The sequence below is a fragment of the Avibacterium endocarditidis genome, from assembly GCF_965138825.1.
Classification (GTDB): domain Bacteria; phylum Pseudomonadota; class Gammaproteobacteria; order Enterobacterales; family Pasteurellaceae; genus Avibacterium; species Avibacterium endocarditidis.
The window spans coordinates 19,162-32,987 of sequence record NZ_CBCSDH010000011.1 but is presented as its reverse complement, the minus strand read 5'-3'; the positions used below and the strand labels follow the sequence as shown (position 1 = coordinate 32,987).

The window sequence follows — 13,826 nt, the reverse complement described above, 5'->3', positions numbered from 1 at the left end:
AAGACGATGGAGTAGGGAAGTGCTCCGTTTTTTCGCAAGCTTTATCGAGATAGTAAAGTAGCAAGCTACAGGAAGTTAATGTAGAAAAGTTGGTAGAAAAACGTATCTTATGCCTAAAAATAAAGTGCGGTGAAAAATCTGAAAATTTTCCACCGCACTTGTCTTTTCACTATTCTGTTATTTCATCGCTAACTGATAAAATCTGGCGATATTCTGCGCCGTTGAAATCAGATTTTCTTTCCCCGAACGCAAGGTGTTTTCCAAACTATCGAGCTGACGAATAATCGGAAAGACTGCGTCAATGCCCTGTTCATACACCACTTCGTAATCTTCCCGTAGGCAGCCAACAATAGCAATCACAGGTTTATCAAATTGCTTAGCAGTTTTGGCGACACCAATGGGCGTTTTTCCGTAAGCACTCTGTCCGTCCATTCGCCCTTCGCCCGTAATCACCAAATCGGCATCTTGCACTTGAGCGCTAAAATTTAAGGTTTCTAACACAATATTTACGCCTTTTTTCAACCGCACTTTAGGTAGCAGCAATAATCCACCGCCCATTCCGCCAGCCGCTCCTGCCCCTGCTTGATTAGCGATATTAATCCCAAGCTGTTGCCGTACTTTCTCGGCGAAATGAGCAAGCGCGGCATCAAGTTGTTGCACCATTTGCACGGTTGCGCCTTTTTGCGGACCAAACACGGCAGATGCACCAGTTTCACCACATAATGGATTATTCACATCACAAGCCACTTCAATTTGTACTTGCGCTAAACGTGAATCAAGCTGGCTTAAATCAATATGAGCGGTGTGAATTAGCTGTTCACCGCCATAGCCCAAAGATTGATTTTCAGCATTGAGAAAGCACGCGCCCAAGGCTTGCAACATTCCAACACCAGCATCATTGGTTGCACTTCCACCAATGCCGAGAATAATTTTTTTCACCCCATAATTTAAGGCGTTCAAAATCAATTCTCCCGTGCCAAAACTGGTGGTTTTCAATGGATTACGCACCTCCATTGGCACAAGATGCAATCCTGAAGCCGCTGCCATTTCAATGAATGCGGTTTCACCATCACCAGAAAGCCCCCAAAAGGCGTCAATCTTATTGCCCAAAGGGGCGGTAACCGTGCATTGGATCAGCTTTCCTTGCGTAGCGTCCACCAAAGATTGCACCGTGCCTTCCCCACCATCAGCCATTGGGATTTTGCAATATTGCGCGTGCGGAAAAATCTTGCGAAACCCAATTTCAATCGCTTCTGCCACTTCAAACGCGGTCAAACTTTCTTTGAATGAATCTGGTGCGATGAGTATTTTCATTGTTAATTCCTGTTAAAGTAAAACTAAGGAAAGGACATAAACAGTGCTAATCCCCACAATTCCCATAATAAAAGTGAGTGTGGTTTGTGTGCGATAGCCTTGTTGTGGTGTCATTTTACTAAAGTTTGTTACCACCCAGTAGTAACTGTCATTAGCGTGAGAAACACACATTGCCCCTGCCGCAATCGCCATTACGGTCAGCGCGGCAGCAATTTCACTGGTTAATCCTAATGCACTCATTAGAGAATCATCAACATTAAACATTCCCATAATTGCCGCAGTGGTGATCATTGCTACGGTAGAGCTGCCTTGTGCGGTTTTCAAAATTGCTGAAATAATAAATGGAAAGAAAATACCCGCACTACTAATAATATGCGCATTTTCTTTAATATATTCTACGAATCCCGCTTCAACAATCACTTTGCCTAATACGCCACCAGCTGCTGTAATAAACAGAATTGGGCCAACGAGTTTTAGGGTGTCGTTGGTTAAGGTTTCAAACTCACTGATTTTGCCACATTGAAAAATAAGAATGATGGCAAAGATTAATCCAATTCCTAAGGCAATAATCGGATTGCCTAAGAATAAAATGAAATTGGCAATATCCCCTGTTGCGCCTGAAATTTTAGTGATTGAACCTAGTGCCATTAAAATGATAGGAACAAAAATCGGCGCAAGGCTTAAAAAGCCATTAGGTAAAGTGCCATATTTTTTCAATAAGGCTTCATAACCTTGAGCAATCAATTCATCATTAGCATCATCTTGCAAAATCACTCGCTTACCAATAAATTTGGCAAAAAGATAACTTGCAATCAAAACAGGAATAGATACTGCAATCCCCATAAGAATGACTAATAATAAATTATGCTCTAAACCTAATCCACCTGCCACGGCAATTGGCCCTGGTGTTGGCGGAATAAAAACGTGTGCGGCATAAAGCCCTGCGCTCAGTGCAACGGCAGTACCAACGGGATTAGCGGCAATTTTTTTCTGAATCGCTTCACGAATTGGGTTTAATACAACAAAACCACTATCACAGAATACAGGAATACCAACAACCCAGCCCATAATAAGCATAGCCAGCTCTGGTCGTTTTTGCCCAACCAGTTTAACAACCATATCTGCTAATTTTAAGGCTGCTCCTGTTTTTTCTAGCACCATACCAATAATTGCACCGAAAATAATCACAATACCGATGCTCTTAAATGTGCCACTAAAGCCAGCTCCAACCATTGCTGGAATTTTAGTGAGAGGAATGCCCGCAAGAAGTGCTAAAGCAAGGGAAATGCTCATTAATGCGAGGAAAGGGTGAACTTTTAATTTCGCTATCATAAAAATCATAATCAGGATAGCAAGGATAAAGCTAATAATGAGTGCGATGCCCGTCATATTATTTCTCCTTTTATATGATTAATCAGCAATCACATTATTGTTTTCTCTAAGAGAAAATACTTTATCTAAAAATACAAAAAATAAGAGGGTAATTCACAATAATTTGTAGAAATAAACAAATTACTTTTTTAATAATATACTTAAATAGAATATAAATAAATCATCTATCTTATTGAAAGACAAAGAAGTTATTTGCTCAATTTTGTTAAGTCGATAACGCAGTGTATTACTATGAATGAATAAATTTTGTGCAGTGAGAGTGAGATCACAATTTGATAAAAAATATTGTTGCAGGGTTTTGCGTAATTGTTGATGGGTATCTTGTGCATAAAGTTTATTAATGGGTTTTAACAATTCCTTTGCTTGCCAAGAATCGGTTAAATCATCTAATAAAACCGGCAACTGGTATTGTTCAAAAAAATAAATCGATTTTTTAGGGAAAAATTTTAACCCGTAACTTAGCGTACTTAATGCCGTTTTATAAGAAAGAGACAATCTTTCATTTCCACCTAAAAAACCGCCTACCACAATCTTATATTGGCGAGAATTCCAATGTGCTGGCACAAAGGTTTTCAACAACGTTTTATTTTGACGTTCACTTGCTGGTAATAATATCAAGATGGAATCCAAAGAATGAATGGCAAAAAGCACATTTTGCTGCTGCAAGTAGCTGACTAATTCCTGTAATTGATTTTGATTGGAATGGCACAAATTGATCAGCGTTGCCACATAATTATTGGATAAATCAATACCGAAAAAATGTGCTTGTTGAACAAGCTGGGGATATTGCTGTGAATGATTAACTAACTGTAAAATAAATTCCTCTTTATAGCGATGCGACCAACGTTCTTGCTCAATTAAAATGTGCTGTTCAACAATTAATTCCGCCGTCATTTTTACTAATTCAGCATAAGGACGCACCTCCTCTGGTTTGCCTGATACCCCCACAACGCCAAAAATATTTCCGAGATAATTAATTGGAATATTAATACCAGGCTTGGCTTCTTGATTCCATTTTTGCGAAAGGAACTCATCAACTTCCACAACCCGATTTTCTCGAATTGCAATCACCGCCCCCGTATGTTTTTGCTTTAAACGGGAAGTATCGCCAGAAGCAATAATCACCCCGTTTTTATCCATTACATTGACGCTGTTTGGAATAATATGCATTGCCCGTTGAACAATTTTCTGTGCAACTTGCTGATCAAGTTCCATAACCCACCTGAAAATGAAATCAAACCTGGCTAAATCATATAATTAAAATGCTTATTTGCCCAAGATATTTATTGCATTTTTTCTCTTAATCGCTACAATTATTGCTCCTTGTCGGCGCTGAATTAGAGATCGGCGTTTGATGTATGACTAACCCTACTATTGAGGATTTTAATATGTCTCTAAGCACAGAAAAAAAAGCAGCTATCGTTGCTGAATTTGGTCGTGATGCAAAAGATACTGGTTCATCAGAAGTTCAAATTGCATTATTAACTGCACAAATCAACCACTTACAAGCACACTTCGCAGTGCATAAAAAAGACCATCACGGTCGCCGTGGTTTATTACGTATGGTTTCTCGTCGTCGTAAATTATTAGACTACTTAAAACGTACTGATTTAGCTAAATACAGTGAAACTATCGCTCGTTTAGGTTTACGTCGCTAATTTCCAAATTAGAACAAGAAAACGCTCAAGCAATTGAGCGTTTTTTTATGGGAATATTTTGTCAATAGCAAAATAAACCTACATTCGTCCGAAAAACTCTCCCAAAACACACCGCACTTTAAAATTCAATCTAACCAAATTCCTCGTCCCAACCGCCCGAATGGAAATAAAATTTTTAGAAAAATCACGCCGAGCGAGAGCGAAGTGAACATCAGGCTGATTTTTCGTTAAGAAAATTTTATTGGAATGAGGAAAAGTGAGAAATTTGACGATGATCGGGGGGCTTTTCTTTGCTTACTCTCTTTTGGGTAAGCAAAAGAAAGGAAGTCGCCAACGGCGAAACCTGTTATTTATCATAAAGAAATAAGTAATCAGCCAACAATAATGAACTAAATAACAAATAATAAAGAGCGGTACTTTTCCACAAATTTTTAACCACTTAAAACTCCGTGAAAAACCACCGCTCTTTTTGCTTATGTTATTTTTATTCCACCGCTTTAAATAAAATCTCGCTTGGAATAATTTCGCCTTGCCAATAAAGCTCGCTGGCAACTTTTTCGGCGAGTTGTAGGAAAGATTGGGCAATTTCGCTGTCTGGTGCGGAAACCACCGTTGGTTTGCCGTTATCCATATCTTCACGCAAGCGGATATGTAATGGCTGTTGTGCAAGCACTTTTACTTGATATTTTTCCGTCATTTTTTCTGCCCCGCCTGTACCAAAAATAGGTTCGTGATGACCGCAGTTGCTACAAATATGCACAGACATATTTTCCACAATGCCAAGCACTGGGACAGAAACGCGCTGGAACATTGAAATGCCTTTAATCGCGTCAATTAAAGCAATATCTTGCGGTGTGGTCACCACAATCGCGCCAGTTACAGGGATTTGTTGTGAGAGTGTAAGCTGAATATCACCTGTGCCAGGTGGCATATCAATCACTAAATAATCTAGCTCCACGCCGTCTTTCGCCCATAAGGTTTCTTGTAAAAGCTGGCTTAGCGCACTGCTTGCCATTGGGCCACGCCAGATGGTGGCGTTATCAGGTTCCATCAAATAGCCAATGGAATTGGTGCGTAATCCATACACTTCAATAGGGTTAATATGTTTGTTGTCTGGCGAAGTCGGGCGCTGATCTGCCACGCCAAGCATATGGGGGACAGACGGGCCATAAATATCCGCATCGAGCAAGCCAACTTTTGCGCCTTGTGCTTGTAAGGCTAAGGCTAAATTGACGGAAACGGTGGATTTACCCACGCCGCCTTTGCCTGAACTTACTGCAATAATATTTTTGATGCCTTTTACCGCTGGGTGATTATTGGCGCGTTTTAAGGTGGCGATTTGGTAGTTCAGCACCCATTTTACTTCTGTGGATTGAGTGATTTTTTCTAGTGCATTGGTTAGCGCTGCTTTTAATTGTTCAAAACCACTGTTCCACGCAAAAGGCATTGTGATTTCAATGCGTAAAACGCCTGCACCTAGCTCTACTTTTTTGATCGCATTGAGAGTGATTAAATCACGTTGTAAGCTAGGGTGTTGAAATTGTTGGAATAATTGTTGAATTTCGGCTTGTTGAGCCTCGCTTAAATTCGCTGAAAAATGAATGCTCATCATTATTTCCTATTGTTAAGTCGCTGTTAAGTAAATGGTTAGAGAATAGTTGAGTAAATTTGTGGGTATATTTAAACACGGCAAGGCGGTGCTGTTAAGTATAAATTGAGATAAACCGCCTTGAACTGGAAAAAATACCGCCAATAAGGTAAAATTCAGCACAATTTTTCTGATGATAAAGGTAACAGATAATGTCAAATTCACCTCGTAAAATTTTAGTCACTTGCGCATTGCCTTATGCAAACGGTCCGATTCATTTAGGACATATGCTTGAGCATATCCAAGCCGATATTTGGGTGCGCTTCCAACGTATGCGTGGCAACGAAATTTATTTTGTTTGTGCTGATGATGCGCACGGCACGCCAATTATGCTTAAAGCCGATCAAATGGGCATTACCCCTGAGCAGTTAATCGCCGATGTGCAACAAAAACACGTTGAAGATTTCAAAGGCTTTAACATTAGTTTTGATAATTATTATTCAACCCATAGCGAAGAAAATCGCGAGCTAGCAGAAAGCATTTACAACAAATTAAAAGAAAATGGTTTTATCAAAAGCCGTACTATTTCGCAATTATTCGATCCTGAAAAGCAGATGTTCTTGCCTGATCGCTTTGTTAAAGGCACTTGTCCAAAATGTAAATCCCCTGATCAATATGGCGATAACTGTGAAGTTTGTTCTGCCACTTACAGCCCAACGGAATTAATCGATCCGCGTTCTACGGTATCGGGTGCAACGCCTGTGTTGAAAGAAAGTGAGCATTTTTTCTTTGACTTACCAAGTTTTGAAGCAATGTTGAAAGCGTGGATTCGCTCTGGTTCATTGCAACAAGAAGTGGCGAATAAAATGCAAGAATGGTTTGAAGCGGGGCTGCAACAATGGGATATTTCTCGTGATGCGCCTTACTTCGGCTTTAAAATCCCGGGTACAGAAAATAAATATTTCTATGTTTGGCTTGATGCGCCGATTGGTTATATGGCGTCTTTCAAAAACCTGTGCAACCGCAAAGGTGATATTGATTTTAATAGTTTCTGGAATAAAGACAGCCAAGCTGAGCTTTATCATTTTATTGGTAAAGATATTATGTACTTCCACTCATTATTCTGGCCGGCAATGTTAGAAGGGGCAGAATTACGCAAGCCTGATAATATTTTTGTACACGGTTATGTTACGGTGAATGGCGAGAAAATGTCGAAATCTCGCGGTACATTTATCCAAGCGGCAACCTATTTAAAACACCTTGATCCCGAATATTTACGCTACTACTATGCGGCAAAATTAGGCAACCGCATTGACGATCTAGATCTCAATTTGGAAGATTTTGTCCAGCGCGTGAATACCGATGTGGTAAATAAATTAGTCAATCTTGCTTCACGCAATGCAGGCTTTATCCAAAAACGTTTTGCAGGGGAATTAGCGGCCAGCTTGCAAGATCCTGTTTTATTCGCTGAATTTACTTCACAAGCGGATCACATTGCAGCTTATTACGAAAACCGTGAATTCGGCAAAGCCATTCGTGAAATTATGGCATTAACGGATAAAGCCAATAAATATATTGACGAAAAAGCCCCTTGGGTCATTGCCAAAGAAGAAGGTCGCGAGCAAGAATTGCAACAAGTTTGCTCAATGGGTATTGAGTTATTCCGTGTATTAATGGGCTACTTAAAACCTGTGCTACCAAAATTAGCCGAGCGTGCTGAAGCCTTCTTACAGACAGAAATTACTTGGGATAACCTTGCAACACCGTTGCTTGCTCACAAAATTGCGCCGTTTAAAGCCTTGTTCTCTCGTTTAGATATGAAACAAATTGAGCAAATGATCGACGCATCAAAAGCAGAAAATGCTCAACTCAATCCGCAAAGTAGTATAGAAAAAAGTGCGGTGCAAAATGCAGCAGATTTTGAACCTTTTGAAGAAACCATCACCATTGATGATTTCGCCAAATTAGACTTGCGTGTTGCCAAAGTACTGAAATGCGAAGCCGTGCCCGAAAGCAATAAATTATTGAAATTTATCCTAGATTTAGGCGTGGAACAGCGTCAAGTGTTCTCGGGCATTAAAGCAGCCTACAACAAACCAGAAGATCTGGAAGGCCGAATGGTGATTATGGTCGCCAACCTTGCACCGCGCAAAATGAAATTTGGTATGTCAGAAGGAATGATCCTTTCCGCAGGCACGGGCGGTGCAGATTTATTCTTGCTTGATGTAGATTCTGGTGCGAAAGCAGGCGCGCGCGTGAAATAATAATCGCAAATTATGATAGAAAATAGAAAAAAGGCGAACCTAATGTTCGCCTTTTTGTTTACGCTACTGGCGTGCCTTTCAGCAATTTTCTTATCCAGCTACGATTTGGGCTGAGCTGATGCAAAATATCTTCACTTAACGGCAAAGGTTCGCCATAAATTAATGAAGCTAGCACTTCACCAAGCAAAGGCGCGGACGTTAATCCCCTTGAGCCTAATGCACCGATTAAATAAAGATTGTGATGAATTACCGCAGGCGGAATAGGCTGTTTGCGGCGGCGTAGATTAAAGAGATTTTTATAGTCTTCTACTTGCTGTGCGAAATTTGGCACGTTGCCCACCATAGGAATGCGATCGCGCACGGAGCAACGTACACCGACACGCGCCAAGTTGCCCGAGGTATCAATCTCATTCACCCATTCTACACCCGAAAGATTTTGCTGAATTTTGTGCTGATTTTCTTGCTGTTCTTGTTGGCTAAATTGACGATCTTGATTATCACGAACGTGGCTTGCTCCAATGCAATGGCTACTTTTTTCTTGATCTACAGGGGTGAGATAGCCGTCATAGCAAAGCACCGCTTTAAGGTGTTTTAGCTGTGCTGTGGTAGGAATTTGGCTCACTTGTCCACGCACAGGGTAAACGGGTAGTTGTGCGGTTTGGCTAAAGTCTTTGAGCTTATGTCCGTTAGCAATAATGGCGATCTGATGAGAAAAGGTTTCACCCTGTGAATTAGTCAGCGCCCAGCCTTCGCCTTGTTGAGAAAGTGCGGTGATTTTTTGCGAAGTTTTTATCGTTACGCCACGCTTTTGTAAATAAGCAAATAAATTTTGCACGAACTGACGAGGCGCAAGCCAAGCGCCTTGTGGAATAAATACGCCATCGCAAGGCAGTGGCAAACCGACTTTCTCGCTCAATTCCGCTTGAGAAAGACGTTGAAATAAGGCTTCGGGCAGATCTAAGTGAGAAATTTTGTCTAATTTCACCGCACTTTTATGATCATAAGCGCAGAGCGCCACGCCGCAAAAATCCCGTTCAAATTCAATGCCTTGCTCAATCACCCAATGCAGTTGCTGTTGCCCATATAAAAACGCGTGAATATAAAAACGAATGTTACGCTCATCATCATCGCTCAGCTGCGGATAAAATGCCCCTTGCTTGTTGCCTGACGCGTTGAGCGCGGTTTGCTCATCTTCACAATAAAGCGTGATATTCGCGCCACGTTGTAATAAAGAAAGCGCGGTAAAGGCAGAAGCAATACCGCCGCCGATAATGGCGATGTCTTGCGTTTCATTCATTTGAGCCGCTTGTGGAAAATACCAAGGGGTTAACATTGCGCAAGTGCGGTGGTTTTTGGCGGAGTTTTCGGGTTTTACCCCTGCTAAACATTCACGCTTTTTACCGTAGCCTTTGCGTTTATGCACGATAAATCCTGCATTTTCTAAGCCTTTTCGCACCGCACTTGCAGCGGTGAAAGTGGCAAATGTGCCGTTAGGTTTGCAATAATCAAACATTGCGTTGTAAAGCTGATCATTCCACATTTGCGGATTTTTACTCGGCGAAAAGCCATCTAAAAACCACGCATCAATGCGATTTTGCATATAATCACCCAGTTGCGGCAGGTTTTCCGCTATCTCACCAAACCAAATATCCAACGTGGTTTCGGCAAAATGAAAACACTGGCAGCCTGTGATCATCGGCTGCCAATGGCGACAAAGTTGCGTGCTTAAATCGGCAAATTCAGGATAAGGCTGATGAGTTTGGGCTAGTTGTGTTGGATTGAGCGGATATTTTTCAAAAGAAATAAAAAACAAGCGTTTCAGCGGACTATGCGGATTGGCTTGACGAAATTGACGAAAAAGCTGGGTAACAGCAAAAAAATTCAGCCCTGTGCCAAAGCCAGTTTCGGCAATCACAAAATGCCCTTGGTTAAACTGATGCCAACGTTCCCACAGCGCATTTCCTTGTTGAAATACATAATGACTTTCCTCCAAACCGTCTTGGTTAGAAAAATAGACATCATCAAATTGGTGGGAAACGGGCGTGTTTTCTTGATTAAAGTAAATCTCTGCGTGATTAAGTTTAAACATCTTTGCTGGCGTCTTTGTTGTGCTATTCGAGTTTGCTATAATAGCGAAATTTTCGGGATTGGTCGAACCTTCAAAGAAATGCTTGCAATATTTTCATTTCGTAGTAAGTTAGCGACCGACTGTATTTTTTACTCTTTCAACGCAAAAGGAATAATCTATGAGAAGAGCGGTGATTACTGGTTTCGGTGTCATTTCCAGTATTGGTAACAATAAAGAAGAAGTATTAGCTTCATTAAAAGCGGGTAAATCAGGCATTGAGTTAGTGCCAGAATTTGTGGAAATGGGTATGCGTAGCCATATCGCAGGTACGCTCAAAATTACACCTTCAGAATTGATTGATCGTAAAGTTTATCGCTTTATGGGCGATGCGGCGGCTTATGCTTATCTTTCAATGAAAGAAGCCATTGAAGACGCAGGCTTAACAGAAGAACAAGTGTCTAACGATCGCACCGGTTTAGTGATTGGTGCAGGAACAGGTTCTGCGCACAATCAGCTTATCGCTTGTGATGCCGTGCGTGGCCCGCGTGGTGTGAAAGCGGTTGGTCCTTATGCGGTAACCAAAACGATGGCATCAAGTGTATCAGCTTGTTTAGCCACCCCTTACAAAATCCGTGGCGTGAATTATAGTATCAGTTCTGCTTGTGCCACTTCTGCCCATTGTATCGGCCACGCTTTAGAATTAATTCAATTAGGCAAACAAGACATTGTTTTTGCAGGCGGTGCAGAAGAATTATCGTGGGAATGTGCCACCGAATTTGACGCAATGGGTGCGGTTTCCACCAAATATAACGATACCCCAGAAAAAGCTTCGCGCGCTTATGATGCAAACCGTGATGGTTTCGTGATTGCAGGTGGTGGCGCTGTGGTTGTGGTTGAAGAATTAGAACACGCCCTTGCGCGTGGTGCAAAAATCTATGCGGAAATCGTGGGTTATGGCGCAACTTCTGATGGTTATGATATGGTTGCACCAAGCGGCGAAGGCGCGGAACGTTGTATGAAACAAGCAATGGCAACAGTAGATACTCCTATTGACTACATCAACGTACACGGCACATCAACGCCAGTGGGTGATGTGAAAGAATTAGGTGCGATCAAAAATGTTTTCGGTGATGAAAAACCAGCCATTTCATCAACAAAATCAATGACAGGCCATTCACTAGGTGCGGCTGGTGCACACGAAGCCATTTACACCTTACTAATGTTAGACAACGATTTCATCGCCCCAAGCATAAACATCGAAACCCTCGATCCACAAGCGGAAGGAATGAACATCGTAACAGAAACCAAAGAAAACGCGGGCTTAAATACCGTAATGTCAAACAGCTTTGGCTTCGGCGGCACAAACGCAACATTGGTGTTTAGACGTTATACAAAATAAACCAAGCCAAAATAATAAAAAACGCTTTCAGTAAGAAAGCGTTTTTTTTATATTCAATCATTGTTAGCATTTGAGCTATTTGTCATTCTTTTGCGACTGTTCTAAAGCTAAATATCCTTCCAATAATTCAATGGCTTCCAAACAGCGTGCGCGGCGTTGTTGGGTGTGTGCGATGAGCTGTTGGAGCCGTTGTTTTTCCAATTCTTCTTGGGCTTGAAAATACTGATCTTGTTGCTGCTCAATTTTTGCATTTAAGGCTTGTAGGGCTTCGTAATATTTCTCTAAGCGTTCCCTTGGCGGCAGGCGATGAATGGCGTGTTGCTGCTTATCCTTTGCGCTGAGTGGCGCTTTTGTGGGATTACGCTGCGTTGTTTTTCTTGATTTCTGTTGTTTTATGGCATCTAGCAGGGCTTGTAACTGGGCAAGCAGTTTTTCGCTATAAAATTGACATTGAGCCTGTTCGTTTTCTTGCAAACGTGCGATTTGAGCAAGGGTGTTGTCTAATTCGGCACGATAAAATTTGAATAGCTGGAAATCTTCACTAAATAAAGTGCGGTCAAATTTTGCATAAATTTTCTCTGTATCAGGCATTGGATATTGCTGATAACATTGCGAAATTTTTTGGCGTAACGCTTGAATGAGTTGAGTTTTGTTCATTTTTCCGTTCAATATTGATTGAGTGAGATTGGGTAGCGCGGAAATTATCGCATAAAAAAGGACATCTTGTGATGTCCTTTTTCTGTCTATCTTCTATCTAACATTGCTTATAAATACATTGCAGCCAACCAGCCGAAAATAATTAATGGAATGTTGTAGTGAATAAAGGTAGGTACGACAGAATCCCAAATGTGATCGTGTTTGCCGTCCATATTCAAGCCTGATGTTGGGCCGAGTGTGGAGTCGGAAGCTGGGGAGCCTGCATCACCGAGTGCGGCGGCCACGCCTACGATAGAAACCGTGGCTAATGGGCTAAATCCAAGGGTTAAACATAGTGGCACATAAATTGAGGTGATGATTGGCACCGTAGAGAAAGAGGATCCGATCCCCATTGTGATAAACAAGCCCACAATTAACATTAATAATGCGGCTAATCCTTTGTTGTCTGCGCCTAAGCCTTGGCTGAATGTATCCACTAATTGGGTTACGCCGCCAGTGGCGTTAATCACCGCAGCAAAGCCTGATGCAGCAATCATCACAAAGCCGATCATTGCCATTAGGCGTAGGCCTTGTTGGAAAATATCGTTGCTTTCTTTGAGTTTGAAAATGCCACAAACGGCGAAAATGATTAAACCTGCTAAACCGCCGATAATGGTGGAATCAGTGAAAAGTTGTAAACCGAAAGTAACCACAATCGCAACAATGCTAGCAATAACGTGGAACGGCTTGATGTTCGCAATATGCTGTTCAATTTCTTGCGTGCTAAGGTTGTTGTCTGAAACGGCATATTCTCTTGGTTTGCGATAAGTGATGAACACGGCGGTGAGTAAACCTAAAATCATTCCAATCACCGGTAACATCATTGCAAGGGAAACTTCGCCAACGCTGGTGTGTAAGCCGAGCGGTGCGCCCACTTGGTTAATATTTTTCACCAAAATGCTTTCGATAAAGATTTTCCCGAATCCCACTGGCAAGAGCATATAAGTGGCGGTTAAACCGAAAGTTAGCACACAAGCCACGGCACGGCGGTCAATTTTCAATTTATTGAAAATGGCGAGCAGTGGTGGGATCACAATAGGAATAAAGGCGATATGCACAGGCAATAAGTTTTGTGATGAAATGGAGAAAATCACCAACACCGCCAAGATGAAATATTTAAACGTTGCCATTGAAAGCCCGTTTGGCGAATGGCCGAGTTTTTGAATCACTTTGAAAGCGAGCAAATCGGTAATGCCTGATTTAGAAATTGCCACAGCAAATGCACCTAAAATAGCGTAGTTCATCGCCACTTCAGCGCCGCCGCCTAAGCCACCCGTAAAGGTTTGAATGGTTTCGCTCATTGTTAAATTGCTGCATAAGCCTGCGGTTAGCGCGGAAATGATCAAAGCAATCACCACGTTAATGCGCAATAAACTTAACGCAAGCAATACAATGATAGAAATCACAACAGGATTGGAAAGTAACATTGCATTGTCCTTATTTAAGA

Annotated in this window: 10 protein-coding genes; 3 read left to right on the top strand and 7 right to left on the bottom strand. The window is 41.6% G+C overall.

Features of this window, described 5'->3' with window-relative positions; translation table 11 throughout:
* Positions 1-177: 177 nt before the first annotated feature.
* From ACNAV8_RS07575 to ACNAV8_RS07565, 3 genes are all read right to left on the bottom strand, one after another.
* On the bottom strand, positions 178-1,314 hold the full coding sequence (locus ACNAV8_RS07575; protein ID WP_103855570.1) for a glycerate kinase: 1,137 nt from the start codon (positions 1,312-1,314) through the stop codon (positions 178-180).
* A 12-nt stretch (positions 1,315-1,326) separates the two neighbouring features.
* Positions 1,327-2,703 (bottom strand): GntP family permease, encoded by a 1,377-nt coding sequence (locus ACNAV8_RS07570; RefSeq protein WP_415777499.1) that lies wholly within the window; start codon positions 2,701-2,703, stop codon positions 1,327-1,329.
* 123 nt (positions 2,704-2,826) lie between these two features.
* Entirely contained in the window at positions 2,827-3,921 is a 1,095-nt protein-coding gene (locus ACNAV8_RS07565; RefSeq protein WP_415777498.1) for a sugar diacid recognition domain-containing protein, read from the bottom strand.
* Between the two features lie 173 nt (positions 3,922-4,094).
* Between ACNAV8_RS07565 and rpsO the strand changes: the two genes are divergently transcribed.
* Positions 4,095-4,364, top strand: a complete 270-nt coding sequence (rpsO, locus tag ACNAV8_RS07560) for a 30S ribosomal protein S15 (RefSeq protein WP_017805737.1) — start codon at positions 4,095-4,097, stop codon at positions 4,362-4,364.
* 484 nt (positions 4,365-4,848) lie between these two features.
* Here the strand turns inward: rpsO and apbC are convergent, their stop codons facing one another.
* Complete coding sequence (gene apbC, locus ACNAV8_RS07555) at positions 4,849-5,973, bottom strand: iron-sulfur cluster carrier protein ApbC (RefSeq protein WP_103855824.1); 1,125 nt, start codon at positions 5,971-5,973, stop codon at positions 4,849-4,851.
* Between the two features lie 191 nt (positions 5,974-6,164).
* On the opposite strand from apbC, the gene metG reads away from it, so the two are divergent.
* Positions 6,165-8,216 carry a methionine--tRNA ligase gene (gene metG, locus ACNAV8_RS07550; RefSeq protein ID WP_415777496.1) on the top strand — a complete coding sequence of 684 codons (2,052 nt, stop codon included), beginning with the start codon at positions 6,165-6,167 and terminating at the stop codon, positions 8,214-8,216.
* Between the two features lie 58 nt (positions 8,217-8,274).
* Here metG and mnmC read toward each other — a convergent pair whose 3' ends face one another.
* The gene (mnmC, locus tag ACNAV8_RS07545; RefSeq protein WP_415777495.1) at positions 8,275-10,305 is read right to left on the bottom strand and encodes a bifunctional tRNA (5-methylaminomethyl-2-thiouridine)(34)-methyltransferase MnmC2/FAD-dependent 5-carboxymethylaminomethyl-2-thiouridine(34) oxidoreductase MnmC1; all 2,031 of its coding nucleotides are present in this window, start codon (positions 10,303-10,305) and stop codon (positions 8,275-8,277) included.
* Between the two features lie 157 nt (positions 10,306-10,462).
* Here mnmC and fabB point away from each other — a divergent pair, with 157 nt between their 5' ends.
* On the top strand, positions 10,463-11,683 hold the full coding sequence (fabB, locus tag ACNAV8_RS07540; RefSeq protein WP_103855823.1) for a beta-ketoacyl-ACP synthase I: 1,221 nt from the start codon (positions 10,463-10,465) through the stop codon (positions 11,681-11,683).
* A 75-nt stretch (positions 11,684-11,758) separates the two neighbouring features.
* Here the strand turns inward: fabB and priC are convergent, their stop codons facing one another.
* Positions 11,759-12,340 (bottom strand): primosomal replication protein PriC, encoded by a 582-nt coding sequence (priC, locus tag ACNAV8_RS07535; RefSeq protein WP_103855822.1) that lies wholly within the window; start codon positions 12,338-12,340, stop codon positions 11,759-11,761.
* Positions 12,341-12,447: 107 nt separating this feature from the next.
* A complete protein-coding gene (locus ACNAV8_RS07530) occupies positions 12,448-13,806 on the bottom strand; it encodes a Na+/H+ antiporter family protein (RefSeq protein WP_103852752.1) in 1,359 nt (452 codons plus the stop codon).
* Between the last annotated feature and the right edge of the window lie 20 nt (positions 13,807-13,826).